Here is a 15246-nt window from a genome sequence, read left to right as displayed (position 1 = left end):
GCCGGCATCGTCCATTAACAAAACGTTGCGAATACCGAGTGCGCGAGGATCAAGACCCGACGCATTCGGCCGATAAACCAAGCAACTTCGCAATCACATCGCCACGCATGCGACGGCGACACACGGGAACCCGGTATGAGCCTGTATTCGATCGGTCTTAGTGGTCTGAACGCTGCCCAGTCCGCGCTCTCCACCACCAGTAACAACATCACCAACGTCTATACCGAGGGCTACAACCGCCAGTTGATCCAGCTCGGCGAGAACGGCTCGGGCGGTGCGCTGGGGTCCGGGGTGAACGTCAACGGCGTCCAACGTCAGTACAACGCCTATATCGGTACGCAGCTCAATCAGGCCAACAGCCGTGAAGCGGCGCTCGAGACGTACAGTCAGCAGATCAGCCAGATCGACGATCTGCTTGCCGACGGCGACTCCGGTTTGAATACGCTGATGCAGAAATTCTTCTCGAGCGTCGAGGATCTCACCGGCGCGCCGTCGGACCCGGCGGCCCGGGAAGGGATGCTCGGCACCTCGAAGAGCATGGTGGCGCAGTTTCGCGCCTACGACACCTACCTCAACGACATGCGCGACGGCGTCAACGGCCAGCTCGAAAGCGCCGTCTCCCAGGTCAACGATCTCAGCGAACAGATCGCGGGGCTCAACAAACAGGTGAGCCTGGCCCGCGCCAAGACCGGCGAAGAACCCAATGCGCTGCTCGATCAGCGTGACAACCTGGTGAGCCAGCTCAACAAGGTCGTGGACGTCAAGGTCGCGGTGCAGGACGGGGCCAACTATCAGGTGTCGCTGGGCAATGGTCTGCCGCTGGTCGCGGGGAGTCAGGCGTTCGAACTCGCGGCGGTCGAGGGGCGTGAAGATCCCACCAATCTGACCGTCGCCTACCGTAACGCCAGCGGCAACCTGACCCAGATGGAAGAGTCGGTGATTCAGGGCGGCGAGATGGGTGGCATGCTCGGCTTTCGCAGCGAAACGCTCGATCGCGTGCAGAATCAGCTCGGCCAGCTCTCCGTCTCGCTCGCCGGCAGTTTCAACCAGCAGCACCGGCAGGGTGTCGATCTCGAGGGTAACGCGGGCGAGGCCTATTTCGATCTGGGCAGCCCCACCGTGTTCGGCGATCGTCAGAATGCCGGAACCGCCTCCTTCAGCGGTCGCTTCGACGAACCCAGTGAAGTGACCGCCGACGATTACCGGTTGACGTTCCAGGGTGGCGATCGCTACCAGCTCGAAAACCTCACCAGCGGCGATCGCTCTACGGTGACCGCGAAGGATGGCAAGGTCGCGTTTGCCGGCGTCGAGTTGACACTCAAGGGGACGCCCTCGCGGGAGGACAGCTTCTTGGTCCAGCCAGCGCGCAATGCGGCCACCGGGCTCGACGTGGCTCTGAGCGATACCACCAAGATCGCGGCGGCGGACGGCACCAACGGTGGGGTGGGAGACAACCGCAACGCGCTGGCGCTGCTCGACCTGCAGAATCAGAAACTGGTGGGCGGCAAGGCTTCGTTCAGCGGCGGCTTCGCTTCGATGATCAGCGGCGTGGGCAACCGGGCGGCGATCACCGACGCCAATCTCGCCACTCAGAAAGGGCTTGGCGAGCAGCTCTACACCTATCAACAGGCCGATTCCGGCGTGAACCTCGACGAGGAGTACGCCAATCTGATGCGCTATCAGCAGTATTTCGCGGCCAACGCCAAGGTGATCGAAGCGGGCACGTCGACGCTGGATACCATTCTGGGGATTCGCTCGTAGTCGATGACCCCGCGGGGCGTGCAGTCAGTGCCCGCCGATTACTCTTATACCGTTTTCACGGCCACCGGCCATTGAGGAGTTCACCATGCGTGTCAGCACGGTCGTGATGTTCGAACGTAGCGTCAGCTCGATGAATCGCCAGCAGGGCGATTTCATGAAGGTCGGCGAGCAGCTCGCCGCCGGTAAGCGGGTCGTCCGCCCCTCGGACGACCCGCAGGCGGCTTCGCGCGCCGTCGGCGTATCCCAGTCACTCGCCGCCAATGCTCAGCACGCCGATAGTCGGATCACCACTCGCAACGCCCTGAGTCAGGAGGAGAGCGTGCTCAACAGTACGACCGACTCGCTGACACGGGCCAAGTCACTGCTGGTACAGGCGGGCAACGGCACCTTGAACGATGCCGCCCGCCAGTCGATCGCCACCGAACTGCGCGGTGTCTACGAAGCGATGGTCGGCCAGGCGAACTCTACCAACGGCAACGGCGACTATATCTTCGGTGGCTTTCAGGATGGCGCGGCACCGTTCACACGGAGTGAAACGGGTGGCGTCGAGTACGCCGGGGGCACGCAGAGCCGGCAACAGAAAGTCGATGCTTCTCGTCTCATGGAGGTCGGTAATACCGGACAGGAAGTCTTTCAGCGCGTCGCTCCCGGTGCCGGCTACGTCGCCTCGGCGAATGCTGACAACGCCGGCACGGCGACGTTCAGTGGCCCGCAGGTCGCCGACACGTCGGCCGAAGGCTACGGCGACACGTTCAGCGTGCAGTTCAGCGAGGGTGAACCTCGCCGTTATACCGTTATCAATGAAGACAATGGCGATGAAATCCAATCCGGGAAGTACGAAACCGGTAAGACCCTCGAGTTCGGCGGTCTGAGACTGACCCTGTCGGGTGACCCCGAACCCGGCGACCGCTTCGAGATGGGGCGTGCCCAGGACCGCCAGCCGGACGTTTTCAAGTCTTTCGAAAACGCGCTCGCGGTGCTCGAGAAACCGATCGAATCACCCCAGGATCAAGCCGCGTTCGCCAACGGGCTGTCGAGCACCAGCCGTGAAATGGACAACGCGCTGGATAACGTGCTGACGGTTCGGGCATCGGTCGGGGCTAGGCTCAACGAGCTGGATACGCTGGACAGTGTCGGCAGCGATCGCGCCCTCAGCTACACCCAGACCAAGAGCAACCTGGTCGATCTCGATTACAACGCCGCCATCTCCGATTACGTGCTGAGTCAGGTCGGTCTGCAGGCCGCGCAGAAGTCCTTCTCCAACCTGCAAGGCACTTCGCTGTTCGACATGATGTAACGGTGATTTACCTCGCTGAAGCACCCGAACCGGNNCCGGTTCGGGTGCTTTGCGTTCAGGCCGGGAGAGCGGTGCGCCAACGTCCGTGAAAAGGCCAAGCAGGGCGCTCGTATCAGGCGCGCGCGAAGACGTTGTCGACTCGTCGCCGATGCAGCCGACCTCCGCCCGCTTTCGGCGCCTGGATGGAACAGAGCGGCACCGGTCGCATCGCAGAGGTTAGCCGGCGGCACCCGCCATCTGTTCGATCAACCCCTGCATGAAGCGCAGATTCTGGTCGAAGAGATGGCCGAGAAAGCTCCCCAGATGCGGCATCATCACGGTCATCAGCACCAGCCCTGACGTGAGCGTGATGGGAAAGCCCACCGAGAAGATCGAGAGCTGGGGCGAGGCGCGATTGAGGATGCCGAGTGAAAGGTTGATCATCAATAGCGCGGTAATGATGGGCACCGCAAACAGCAGGCCGGTACTGAAGATCGTTCCGCCCCAGCGTACCAGCGTCTCGGCGAAGCTGGTGTCGATCGATACCAGTCCCACCGGCAGGGCCTCGAAGGTCCAGGCGAGAATCTCGATCGAGATCAGGTGTCCGTCGAGCGCCAGGAACATTAGCAGCGTGATCATCTCGAGAAAACGCGAGAGCACCATGGTGTTGGTGCCGGAGTCCGGTGTGAAGAAACTGGCGAACCCGAGTCCCATCTGCATGCTGATGAATTCGCCGGCGGTCTGCACCACGGCGATCATGATGCGCAGCACCAGCCCCATGGCGATGCCGATGAGCAGCTGCTGTAGCGTGAGCGCCACGCTCTCGAGAGAGACGAGCGCGATGTCCGGCATGGGCGGCAGCGTCGGGGCGATGGCGATGGTCATGGCCACGCCGAAGAGCAGCTTGAACTGACGCGGCAAGCTGGACCATCCCCACAGCGGTGAGGCCATGAGGAACGCGAGGATTCGCAGCAGTGGCCACCACAGCAGCTGGATCCAGCTTTGCCATTCGGCGCTGGTGATCTCGATCATCGAGGGGCGCGCCCCGCGCCGGCCGTTGACGTAAGCGTTGCCGGGCAGCTCGTCCGCATGGCGAGTGCCATCAGCCGACGAGCTGCGGAATGCTCGTCAATAGCTCGACGGTGAAGTTGGTGATCAGCTGGATCAGCCAGGCGCCGGACAGGATCAGCATGCCGAATACGCCCAGGATTTTGGGAATGAACGACAGCGTCATCTCGTTGATCTGTGTCGCGGCCTGGAAAAGGCTGACCAGCAGGCCGATCAGCAGCGCTGTGAGCAGCAGAGGCGCCGCCATCAGCAGGACCAGCTTCATGCCCTGATAGGCCAGGCTCATGACGGTTTCGGGGGACATCGTGCACTCCCAGCGCCGCAGTGCGGCATCGAAGAACCCAAAGGGTTCAGCCCATGTAGAAACTCTGCGTCAGCGAACCGATCAGAAGCTGCCAGCCGTCGACCAGTACGAAGAGCATCAGCTTGAATGGCAGCGAGATCGTCGCCGGTGGCACCATCATCATCCCCAGCGCCATCAGCACGCTCGCGACCACCAGGTCGATGATCAGAAACGGTACGAAGATGGTGAAGCCGATCTGAAACGCGGTTTTCAACTCGCTCGTGGCGTAGGCGGGGACCAGGATGCGCATCGGAATGTCCTCCGGCCCCTGCATTTCACCGACTTCGGCGATACGCGCGAACATCGCCAGGTCCGCCTCGCGGGTCTGGGCGATCATGAATTCCCGCAACGGCTGGCTGCCACGCTCTACCGCTTGTTCGAGTGATATCTGGTCGGCCGAAAACGGCTGCCAGGCCTCTTCGTAGATGCGGTCGAGCACCGGCGACATGACGAAGAAGGTCAGAAAAAGCGCCAGTCCCAGCAGCACCTGCGTCGGGGGCGCCGAGGGGGTGCTCATTGCCGTGCGCAGCAGTCCCAGCACGATGATGATGCGGGTGAAGCAGGTCATCATCAGCAGCATCGCCGGCAGAAACGCCAGCGACGACAGGAACAAAAGCGTCTGCAGACTCAACGACCACTGCTGCCCCCCGTCCGCGGTCGGCTCGCTGACGATACCCGGTAGCGCCTGGGCGAGAGCCGGCTGGCTTGCGATCGAACCGCCCACCGCGAGCGCAGCGACTCCCAGCCCGATGATCGCGCCGCGTTTCATCATGCATCCCCCTTCGGGGGGCGCGTTTGGCTGGAGTCGTCGCGCTCGGCGGGCGCCGTGCGCGTCCCGCGGGAAGCGGTCAGGTTGTGCTTCATCGCCTGACGCAGACGCTGAGAGAAACTGCCAGCAAGCGGCGGCTCCCCGATGTGGGAGGCGGGCGGGCCGACGGGCGGGGCCAACGAGTCGAGCTTTGTCACCTGCCCGCCGCCGACCCCCAGTACCAGCCAACGGTCTTCCACTTCGACGATCACCACGCGCTCACGCTGGCCGACCGGCGTACTGGCCACCACGCGCAAATGCTGACTGCCAGCGCGACGATTGGGGCCCATCCGCTTGAGTAGCCAGGCGCAGAGCAGAATGACGCCGACGACCACGGCGAGAGACAGGGCGGTCTTGCCCAGCGCCATCAGGCTCATGGCATCGCCGCCGCCGACCATCCCGCTCGTGCTCGAGGTGACGTCGTCGTTCATCGATTGAGTTTCTGTACGCGTTCGGATGGGGTAATGATCTCGGTCACGCGGATGCCGTACTTGTCCTCCACGACGACCACTTCGCCCTGAGCGATGAGGTAGCCGTTGATCAGGATATCCATCGGCTCACCGGCCAGGCCGTCGAGCTCGACGACCGAGCCCTGGGCGAGTTCGAGAAGCTGCTTGATGGTGATCCGGGTACGGCCCAGCTCGACCGAGAGCTTCACCGGGATGTCCATGATCATGTTGAGATCGCGAGTCTGCCGCGAGTCGCTTCCCTCGTCGAAAGAGGGGAAGACTCCGGCATCGGCGGTGGCCGGCGTGGACGCTTCCGGTTTCGGTGCCTCAGGTTTCGGCGCATTGGCGCGCGCCGGTGCCGGCTCGGGTTCGGGGGACGGCTCCGGTTCGCTGGTCACGCCCTGTTCGGCCATCGCTGCCGCCCAGAGATCGTCCGGATCGGGCGTCGCCGAGGACGCAGCGTCATCAGTCTGGGAGGCGGGTTTGTTGTCATCACTCATTGTCGAAGTCCTTCATGGCAGAGTACGTACCATGGTCGATGAGATGCTTGACGCGCAGGGCGCGATGCCCCTGGCGCGTGCCATATTCGCAGGCCATGACCGGCACACCGTCGACGCTGACGTCGATGGCGCGCGGCAGGTCGATGGGAAGAATGTCGCCGACGTTCAGCGACAGCACGTCGCCGAGGCTCGAGTCGATCTCGGCGAAATCGGCGACCAGTTCGACCTCGGTCTGCTTGATCTCGCCGGCCATGCGCGACTCCCACTGAGTGTCCTCGCTGTCGTGCACGCCAATGGGGCTCGAGAGCACGTCCCGAATCGGCTCGATCATCGAGAACGGGATGCAGATGTTGAACTCGCTCGCCAGATTGCCCACTTCGAGATGGAAGGTGCTGTTGACCACGATCTCGTTGGGGGAGTTGGTGATGTTGGCGAAACGCACCTGCATCTCCGAACGCATGAAGTCGATCTCGACCGGGTAGACCGACTTCCAGGCGTCGCCATAACCCTCGAGCGCCAACGACAGAAGGCGCTGGATGATGCGCTGCTCGGTCGCCGTGAACTCACGTCCGTCCGACTTGGTCAGAAAGCGCCCGTCGCCGCCAAACAGGTTGTCGACGACCATGAACACCAGACTCGGCGGAAACACCAGCAGGGCCGTACCCTTGAGCGGTTTCATGCTGATCAGGTTGAGGTTCGTGGGTACCGGCAGGTTGCGCGCGAACTCGCTGTAGCTCTGGTAGCGCACGCCGCTGACGGTGATGTCGGCACTGCGTCGAATCAGGTTGAACAGCGCGACCCGGAACAGCCGCGCGAAACGCTCGTTGATGATGTCCAGCGTCTGCAGACGCTCGCGAACGACACGGCGCTGGTTGGCAGGATCGAACGCCTTCGTCGCGCGCTCGTTGCCGGGTTGGCTAGCACTGGGCGCCGGCGCGTCTTCATCGCCGCTGACGCCGTTGAGCAGCGCATCGATCTCTTCCTGCGACAGCAAATCGTCTTGAGACATGGTCGGTAGGGGTGCCAGTTACTGGACGATGAAATCGGAAAACAGCACGTCGTCGATGGCCAACGTCGGCTGGGGTGACGTAATCGGCTCGTCGAAAAGCGCAAGGATTTCCCGCTTGAGTTCGACCTTGCCCTCGGGGCTGACGAGATCCTCCGCGCGCTTGCCCGACAGCAGCATCAAAAGGCGGCTGCGTACCTCGGGCATGTGCTGGGTAAGAAAGTCGCTGGTCTGCTGATCGTTCACGCGAAGCGACACCCCCACGTAGAGCAAACGGTCGCTGTAGTCGCTCTGCAGGTTGACCGTGAACGGCGACACCGTGACGAAGATCGGTACCGGCGGTTCGGCCGGCTCCTCTTCGGCGGCGGCGGTCTCGGCATGCGTTTCCGTGCCGCGGGAGTCGAGGTAGAAAAAGGCGGCCACCGAACACGCAATCGATAACAGAACGACCAGTAGGCCGATCAGTATCAGTGAGCGTTTCTTGCCGGAGGCGGCTTTGGGTGCGGCCGTTGCATCTGCCATAGCGAGGAGTCCCTGGAAATTGCAGAGGATTATGGGGGTGAGATCGCCATCGCGATCGATCGAAAAGACCCTATACGGTTCGCCAACTTCGCCTTTCGTTAGCGCCGTCTCGACGTCTTGCCGGCATCCAGCGCGAATCGACGTTTCCGATCCGGTCAAGGGTCAGAGGGGCGCTGGCGAAAGTGCGTCATCGCGGCGCGCGAACGGCCTCGGCCGACCGGCGTGCGAAAGCCCCCCGAAGGGGGCGATGGCTCCACCGTTATCGGCCGGCCGGATCAGGCGTAAAGGTTGATGTTGCTGCTATCGCCGAGTGTGATCGGTCGAGACGGGACGTCGGCCAGTGACTCCTCGCCGGCGATGCCAGCGGCGCCGGCATCCTGGCCGGCGAATCGGGTACCGCCGTCACGCTGCTCCGACTGTTCGCGGGGTTGGCCTTGATCGCCGACCGTCGCTTCACCGAGGGCGATGCCGCTCTGGGCGAGCGCTTCACGAAGCTGGGGAATGGCGGCTTCGACCGCGGCACGAACCCCGGCATGGGCGGAGAGTGCTTGGAGCTGCGCCTGCTGGTCGTTGACGGTCAGGGTGACGCTCACGGGGCCGAGATCTCGCGGGTTGAGATGCAGTTCCATGCGGTTCTCGCCGCGCTGGTGAAGCTGCAGAACCTGCTGGCCGAACGCCCCGGGCCACTGCGGGGAATTGACTGCCACGGGGATGGTGGCGCCGGCGGGGGCCGTCGCCGTTGGCGTGACCCCCGGGGCGCCATTGCCGACGGTGGTCGAGTTGGCGAATAGCGTCGCGGCATCGGTACCCGAGGCGTCGAGGGAGAAGGTGGCCGGCGCTTCGCTTCGGGCTTGCCGCTCCCCGTTCGCTCCGTTCGCTGCGTTCTGCAGCATCGCAAGTGTCGCGTTCGAGGGAGTGGCCGGCGTCGCGCCGGGGCTAGCGTTTTGATTCGCGCTCGCGCCCAGGCCCGATGTCTCAGCTCCCGCCTCGGGGTCGGTTGGCATCCCGTCCGTTAGCGAAAGAGCGGAGAAGCGCCCCGCGGCGCTGCCCTCGGTGTCATTCGCGCGTCGGGAATCCGTGGCGAGTGAACGAGCCGCGCTCTGGCCCGCCACGGCTGGCGCCTGTACCTGTCGCAGCAGGGAGGCCGTATCGGCCCCACTCACGGCAGCCGGCGGCAGCTGAGGCACGACACCGGTCGGGGGCTGTGGGCCGCCTGCGGTGAGCGGTTGAAGTCCGGGCAGCGCGGAAAGAAGGGCGAACATGTCTTCGGCGATGTCATCGCCGGAGCGCTCGTTCTCCGACACCGACGGCAGGGCGCGCTCAGCGTCGAAGGCCATCGCGGGGGAGGTTGCCGCCAAGGCCCCCTCGGCTGGCGTCGCGAGCGGATCCGCCGACGGCTCGGAAGCGGCACGATCCGCAAGCGTCGACTCAGCGGGCGCGGGCTTGCTGGCCGGCTGACCTTGCGCTCTCTCCGCCGTCGGAGCGCGCTCGTTTCCCGCGGTATCACGCTTTTTCGACGGTGCCGTTGGTCCGTCGGCCGCGGGTTGAGCGCCCTTGGCACGGGTCATGGCCTCGGAGAACGGTGCGGCGACGTCGGGACCGCTCGAGCGGGACGAGGCGGCGCTCGTGGGGCGTTCGCTCGTGCTCGCCTTCAACTGGGTAATCTGAGAAATGTCCATGGTCGATCCCGATATCGTCGGTCGCACGGGCCGTTCAAAGGCCGTGACCGGTGTCCTGTTGGCGGCGGCGCAGCTGCGCGGCCATCTCGTCGCTCTGGCGCTGTTCGTCTTTCGACTGGCGATAGGTGCGCTCGCGCAGTCCTCGGCTGTGCAGCATGTCGTAGGCGTTGAACTTGCGCTGCTCGCCCTGCCAGCGATGCATGCCGCCATCGACTCGGGTCTGCTGCTCGCCGAGCTGGCGTTTTTGCTGTTCGATCGCGCGATCCAGCGAGGCCAGAAACTGCTCGAAGTCGCGCCACTGACTCGACGACACGCCACTCGACAGGGTGTCGTGGAGTTTCTGGCGATACTCGTCGCGATACTGTTCGAGCTGTACCAGACGTGCCTCGGCATCCCGGTGCTGACGCCGTAGGTGACCGAGATCCTCGACCGCCTTGTCGCTCTGGCGCTTGGCGAGATCCCGCAGCATTTCCATCGATTCCACGTTGGCCAAGGCTGCCTCCATTCGAGGTGTCGTTCTATTCGAGGTGTCGTTCTGTTCGAGGTGTCGTTCTGTTCGAGAGTGTCGTCTTCGATGCAGAGCTAGCGCCGGCACCGATCACTGCCAGGCATTGTCAGGCCTGAAGGCAAAGACAAAGCCTCGAATAGCGCCTCTACGCACGAGCTATTCGCGGGGTGTGATGCCCAGTTCTCAGCCGGCGTCGGGTATCAGACGTTCGAGATCGCCGAGGGTGTGCGGCATGTCGGCGATGTCGTCCATACGCTGCTGGAGAAACGACTCGAGTCTCGGGTAGAGCAGTACGGCCTGATCGAGCTGGGGATCCTGGCCCTTGACGTAGGCGCCGACGTTGATCAGGTCCCGATTGCGCTGGTAGCGCGAGATCATCTGCTTGAAATGCTGGGCCTGCCGCAGTCGTTGGCTCGAGACGACGGCCGGCATGGCTCGGCTGATCGACGCCTCGATATCGATGGCGGGGTAGTGGCCGCTCTCGGCGAGATGCCGCGACAGTACGATGTGCCCATCCAGGATCGCCCGTGCCGAGTCGGCGATGGGGTCCTGCTGGTCATCGCCCTCGGCGAGTACGGTATAGAAGGCAGTGATCGAACCGCCGCCGCGCTTGCCGTTACCCGCACGCTCGACCAGTGCCGGCAGTTTGGCGAAGACCGAGGGCGGATAGCCCTTGGTCGCCGGCGGCTCACCGATGGCGAGTGCGATTTCGCGGGCGGCCATGGCGTAGCGGGTGAGCGAATCCATGATCAGCAGCACATTGCGCCCCTGATCGCGAAAATCCTCCGCCAGTCGCGTGGCGTAGGCGGCGCCCTGCATGCGCTGAAGCGGTGAGACGTCTGCCGGGGCCGCGACGACGACGGCGCGAGCGAGCCCCGCGTCGCCGAGGATGTTCTGGATGAAATCCTGCACTTCGCGTCCACGCTCGCCGATCAACCCGACGACGATGACATCGGCATCGGTGAAACGGGCCATCATGCCGAGCAACACGCTCTTGCCCACGCCGGAGCCGGCGAAAAGCCCCATGCGCTGACCGCGTCCCACGGTCAGCAGGGCGTTGATCGAGCGGATGCCGACATCGACGGCCGTGTCGATGGGCGCTCGCGCCAGTGGATTGATGGGGGGCGTGTCCAGCGGGGCGTGTCGACCCTGCTCGAGCGGGCCGAGATCGTCCAGCGGTCGGCCGTTGCCGTCGAGAACCCGCCCGAGCAGCGCATCGCCGAGTGGGAAACGCCGGGCGCTGGCAACGTCCAGGCGATTGCCGCCCAGCGCCAGCACGCGGGCGCCCGGCAGTAGTCCGCTGGTTGCCGCCAGAGGCATGAGGAAGAGCTTGTCGCTGGCGAAGCCGACGACTTCGGCCTCGGCGTAGCGCTCCTCACTATGCACGGAAAGCTCGATCAGGCAGGCGCTCCCCAGGGGGAGACGAATGCCCACCGCTTCCAGGACCAGGCCCGTCGCGCGGACGACGCGTCCTTCGTAGCGGTAGTGGGAAAGCGCCTCGACGCGATGCGACACCTTGGCGAGCGTCTCTCGCCACCGGCCCGCGTGGGGCGAGGCGTGCGTAGTCGCGGTCTCCGGCGGCGCGTCAGGCGTCATCATCGCTCTCCGGCGGCGTCGCCAGCGGCTTGCGACGACCGCGTCGCTGATCGAGTATCGCCTGCCACTGCGTCGAGAGACTGGCATCCAGCCCGCCGCTGGCGCTGGTCGCGCGGCAGCCGCCGCGCTCGAGCGTGGTGTCTTCCTGACACTCCCAGCCGGCCTTGGCGAGGGCATCGCCGAGCGTCGCTTCGACGAGCGCCAGGTCCTCGGGATGGAGCCAGAGTCGCGGGCGACCGGTCAGGCTGGTATCGGCGTCGAGCAGTTCACGCACGACCGACAGCACGTGATCGGGATTGGCCATCAACGAGTCGCCGGCGAGCTTGCGCCCCGTGATGAGGGCGAGTTCGACGAGCTGGTCGCCGACCTGGTCGTCGAGGGCGGCGAGGGCGCGCTGAAACTCCTCAGCCAGCGTGGTGAGCGGCGTCAGGGTGTAATCGAGACGCTTCTGGAACTCGAGCTCGGCGACGGCCTTACCTTCGCCGAGACCGGCGTCGTAGCCTTCCCGATGCCCGGCCTCGTAGCCCTCCGCGCGTCCGGCCTCGAAACCTTCCCGGCGGGCCTGCTCGCGCGCTTCCTCGAGTGCCGCTTGCTGGCGCTCGGCCTCGGCCTCGCGAGCTCGGTGTCGCTCCTCGTTGCCGCGGGCGGTGCTGCGTTCGCGGCGCGGGGTGTCCTGGCGCTCGAGATCCGCCATCTGCCAGCGGTGCCAGGTTTCCGACGACAGCAGTCGGCTGCCGCCCGGCGCGGTCGTGTCACGATCAGACATAGCCATCGTCTCCGCCGCTCAGCGCAATCTCGCCGGAATCCGCCAGACGCCTGACGACGCCGAGAATCGCCTTCTGCTCGTTTTCGACCTGGGAGAGGCGCACCGGGCCGCGGTTCTCCATGTCTTCGCGCATGAGCTGCGCCGCCCGCTGGGACATGTTGCGCATGAACTTGTCGATGAGCGATTCGTCGGAGCCGCGCAGCGCGATGACCAGCGAGTTCGTCTCGACCTCGCGCAGGATGAGCTGGATACCGCGATCGTCGATGTCGAGCAGGTTCTCGAACAGGAACATCTCGTCGATGATGCGCTGTGCCAGGTCCTCGTTGTGCGCGCGGACGACCTCGATGACCTGCTCCTCTTGCGAGGAGTTCATCAGGTTGAGGATTTCGGCGGCGGTTCTCACGCCGCCCATCTTGCTCCGCTTGAGGTTGGTGCCGTCGAGCATCGAGGTCAGCACCTCCGTCAGCTCCTGCAGGGCGGCGGGCTGAACGCCGCTGAACGTGGCGATGCGCAGCATGACGTCGTCGCGGCGCTTCTCGTCGAAGAGTTCGAGAATGCTGGCCGCCTGCGCCCGTTCCAGATGGACGAGGATGGTGGCGATGATCTGCGGGTGCTCGTCGCGAATCATCTCGGCGACCAGCGACGCCTCCATCAGGTTGAGCGAGTCGATGCCGTTCTCGGTGTTGTTGGACTCGAGAATGTCCTCGATCAGGCTGCTGGCGCGTTCGCTGCCGAGCGCCTTGGTGAGCACCGAGCGAATGTGATCACTGGTATGCAGATTGATCGCGGTGAATTGCTCGGTCTCGGTATGAAAGTCCCGCAGTACCGCTGCCATCTCTTCGTGAGAGACCTGGCCAAGCTTGGCCATCTCCTGGCTGATCTCCTGGACCTCACGGGTCGAGAGGTACTTGAAGATCTCGGCGGCACTATCCTCGTCGAGCGAGAGCAGCAGGATCGCGCCACGGCGAGCACCCGTCATGGCTACCGTCATGATGTCTTCTCCATCCAGCTTCTGACTACCATGGCGACGAGGCGAGGATCTTCCTGGGCGATGTCGCGCGCATCCTTGAGATCCTGCTCGTAGCTCGACGAGCGCCGCTTGCCGCGGTCACGAGAAGAGGGGGCGCTCTCGGTCCCGCCGGCGGTGGTGTCGTTGATCTCCTGATAGCTCGCGGCACCCGCGGCGGCGCTGGCACCGGTCGGTGTCGTCTCGGGTGCGGCGGCCTGGGGCGGTGCGGTCGGCTCGGTCTGACGACGCAGCAGAGGCTTGACCACCTTGAACCAGAGGAAGAGTGCGACCAGCGCCAGCACCAGATACTTGAGCAGGCTCGTCGCCAGGCGCCAGACGTCCGGCGTCTGCCACCAGGGGGCGGGCTCGAAATCGCTCTGCTCGACCTGGAACGGGGTATTGACCACTTCGATGGCGTCACCGCGGACCTCGGAATACCCCATCGCCTGACGGACGAGACTGCGAATCTGCGCCATCTCGGCGTCGCTCAAGGCTTCCGGGGCAGGATTGCCTTCGTCGTTCACACCGTTGCGGTAGTTGACCACGACGGCGACCGAGAGGCGTTCCACCCCCCCTGTCTGCTCCTTGACGTGCTCGACGGTGCGATCGACCTCGTAGTTGATGGTGCTGTCGCGCCGGCTCTGTCCGCCACCGCTCTCCTGAGTGTTACCCGTGCCCGTCTGGGCGGCATCGCCCTGGGCATTGCCGGCGTTCTCGGTGTCCGCGTCATCGTCCTGGGCGTCGGCCTGCGTGCCCTCGGCGTTGATCGGCGACGGCGCGGTCCCCGGGGGCTGGTTGCTGAGTGCCCCGGGCACGCCCTGGGCGATGTCGGAGTCGCTCTGGTAGGAGGCGCTCAACTGTTCGCTGCGCACGGCGGCCTGATTCGGCGCCTGGTTGGGGCCGTAGCGCTCGGCGGTCTGCTCTCGCTGGGAGAAGTCGACCTGCGCGGTGACCTGAGCCTGGACGTTGTTGGCGCCGACGATGGGGGCAAGAATCGATTCGATGCGCTTGGCGTATCGGCTTTCGAGGTTGCGAACGTAGTCGAGTTGAGTGCCGTCGAGTTGATCGTTGTTGCCCTGCGACCGGGTGAGCAGCGTGCCGTTCTGATCGATCACGGTCACGGCGTCGGTGGGCAGATGCGGAACGCTACTGGAGACCATGTGTACGATCGCACTGACCTGACCCGTACCGAGCACCCGGCCGGGCTGCAGGTCCAGCACCACGGAGGCGCTGGCCGGCTGGCTCTCGCGAACGAATACGGAATCCTTGGCCATGGCCAGATGTACCCGCGCGTGTTCGACGCTGCCGAGTGCGGAAATGGTGCGCGCCAGCTCACCTTCGAGCGAGCGCTGGTAGTTGATCTGTTCGGCGAACTGGCTGATACCGAAGGCCTGGTCGTCCATCAGCTCGAAACCGACGCCGCTCGCTTGCGGCAAACCCTGCTCGGCCAGTCGGAGTCGCAGCGGGCGAACCTGATCCGCGGGCACCAGTAGCGCTTCACCGCCGTCGCTGAAGCGGTAGGGCACGCCCATGGAGTCGAGCTGACCGATGATACGGCCGCCATCGGCTTCGGTGAGCGTGGAATACAGGACGCGATAATCGGGGCTGCGCGCCCAGAGGAAGAGCGCGACGAGAATCGCAAGCGCCGCCGACCCCCCGATGAGCAGCGGGATCAGCGGATTGCGTTTGAGCTTGTCCAGCCAGTCTCGCCCGGAGGCCGCAGCGGCGCCCCGGGACGAGCCGGTGTTGGCGGTGTCATTGGACGTGGCAGCCGAACTCATGGCTTGCCTCGTCGGATGCACGGAGTTTGACTCGATGACATGGCGGTCTTTCGCTCCTGCGATACAACGACTCGGCCGCGGTGTGCCCGACCGAAGGCTCGGACCGTTGGCGGCGTGAGGTAAATGTGACGGCGGCTATTATGTGGGGGGGCGATCATCGTGAAGGTGGGAAAA

Annotated in this window: 15 protein-coding genes; 2 read left to right on the top strand and 13 right to left on the bottom strand. The window is 64.6% G+C overall.

What is annotated here, in order from left to right; genetic code table 11:
• Window positions 1-135: 135 nt before the first annotated feature.
• Complete coding sequence (gene flgK, locus DOM33_RS02220) at window positions 136-1761, top strand: flagellar hook-associated protein FlgK (RefSeq protein WP_110665430.1); 1626 nt, start codon at window positions 136-138, stop codon at window positions 1759-1761.
• An 85-nt stretch (window positions 1762-1846) separates the two neighbouring features.
• The gene (gene flgL, locus DOM33_RS02215) at window positions 1847-3058 is read left to right on the top strand and encodes a flagellar hook-associated protein FlgL (RefSeq protein WP_110665428.1); all 1212 of its coding nucleotides are present in this window, start codon (window positions 1847-1849) and stop codon (window positions 3056-3058) included.
• 216 nt (window positions 3059-3274) lie between these two features.
• On the opposite strand, the gene fliR is transcribed toward flgL, so the two are convergent.
• The 13 genes from fliR to fliF all read right to left on the bottom strand — a co-directional run bounded on the left by fliR (window position 3275) and on the right by fliF (window position 15072).
• Window positions 3275-4069 (bottom strand): flagellar biosynthetic protein FliR, encoded by a 795-nt coding sequence (gene fliR, locus DOM33_RS02210; RefSeq protein ID WP_110665426.1) that lies wholly within the window; start codon window positions 4067-4069, stop codon window positions 3275-3277.
• Between the two features lie 70 nt (window positions 4070-4139).
• Window positions 4140-4409 carry a flagellar biosynthesis protein FliQ gene (gene fliQ, locus DOM33_RS02205; protein ID WP_110665424.1) on the bottom strand — a complete coding sequence of 90 codons (270 nt, stop codon included), beginning with the start codon at window positions 4407-4409 and terminating at the stop codon, window positions 4140-4142.
• Between the two features lie 46 nt (window positions 4410-4455).
• Window positions 4456-5217, bottom strand: a complete 762-nt coding sequence (gene fliP, locus DOM33_RS02200) for a flagellar type III secretion system pore protein FliP (protein ID WP_110665422.1) — start codon at window positions 5215-5217, stop codon at window positions 4456-4458.
• Window positions 5217-5687: a flagellar biosynthetic protein FliO gene (gene fliO, locus DOM33_RS02195; RefSeq protein WP_110665421.1), complete on the bottom strand. Its 471-nt coding sequence runs from the start codon at window positions 5685-5687 to the stop codon at window positions 5217-5219. Before fliO ends, fliP begins: the two co-directional genes overlap by 1 nt.
• Entirely contained in the window at window positions 5684-6205 is a 522-nt protein-coding gene (gene fliN, locus DOM33_RS02190) for a flagellar motor switch protein FliN (RefSeq protein ID WP_110665419.1), read from the bottom strand. The genes fliO and fliN overlap by 4 nt, the downstream gene beginning before the upstream one ends.
• Window positions 6198-7214, bottom strand: coding sequence for a flagellar motor switch protein FliM (gene fliM, locus DOM33_RS02185; protein WP_110665417.1), 1017 nt, complete (start codon window positions 7212-7214; stop codon window positions 6198-6200). The genes fliN and fliM overlap by 8 nt, the downstream gene beginning before the upstream one ends.
• An 18-nt stretch (window positions 7215-7232) precedes the next feature.
• Window positions 7233-7733 carry a flagellar basal body-associated protein FliL gene (gene fliL / locus DOM33_RS02180; RefSeq protein ID WP_110665415.1) on the bottom strand — a complete coding sequence of 167 codons (501 nt, stop codon included), beginning with the start codon at window positions 7731-7733 and terminating at the stop codon, window positions 7233-7235.
• 275 nt (window positions 7734-8008) lie between these two features.
• Window positions 8009-8626 carry a flagellar hook-length control protein FliK gene (locus DOM33_RS16085; RefSeq protein ID WP_162617862.1) on the bottom strand — a complete coding sequence of 206 codons (618 nt, stop codon included), beginning with the start codon at window positions 8624-8626 and terminating at the stop codon, window positions 8009-8011.
• A gap of 820 nt (window positions 8627-9446) precedes the next feature.
• Window positions 9447-9917: a flagellar export protein FliJ gene (gene fliJ, locus DOM33_RS02170; protein WP_110665412.1), complete on the bottom strand. Its 471-nt coding sequence runs from the start codon at window positions 9915-9917 to the stop codon at window positions 9447-9449.
• 186 nt (window positions 9918-10103) lie between these two features.
• Window positions 10104-11516, bottom strand: coding sequence for a flagellar protein export ATPase FliI (fliI, locus tag DOM33_RS02165; protein ID WP_110665410.1), 1413 nt, complete (start codon window positions 11514-11516; stop codon window positions 10104-10106).
• On the bottom strand, window positions 11506-12282 hold the full coding sequence (locus DOM33_RS02160) for a flagellar assembly protein FliH (protein WP_110665409.1): 777 nt from the start codon (window positions 12280-12282) through the stop codon (window positions 11506-11508). Before DOM33_RS02160 ends, fliI begins: the two co-directional genes overlap by 11 nt.
• Window positions 12275-13273 carry a flagellar motor switch protein FliG gene (gene fliG / locus DOM33_RS02155; RefSeq protein ID WP_239495231.1) on the bottom strand — a complete coding sequence of 333 codons (999 nt, stop codon included), beginning with the start codon at window positions 13271-13273 and terminating at the stop codon, window positions 12275-12277. Before fliG ends, DOM33_RS02160 begins: the two co-directional genes overlap by 8 nt.
• Entirely contained in the window at window positions 13270-15072 is a 1803-nt protein-coding gene (gene fliF, locus DOM33_RS02150; RefSeq protein WP_110665407.1) for a flagellar basal-body MS-ring/collar protein FliF, read from the bottom strand. The genes fliG and fliF overlap by 4 nt, the downstream gene beginning before the upstream one ends.
• Window positions 15073-15246 lie beyond the last annotated feature (174 nt).

The organism is Salinicola halophilus, from assembly GCF_003206155.1.
Taxonomy (GTDB): domain Bacteria; phylum Pseudomonadota; class Gammaproteobacteria; order Pseudomonadales; family Halomonadaceae; genus Salinicola; species Salinicola halophilus.
Note: the sequence above shows the minus strand (reverse complement) of the source record. Positions and strands in the feature narration are given on the sequence as shown.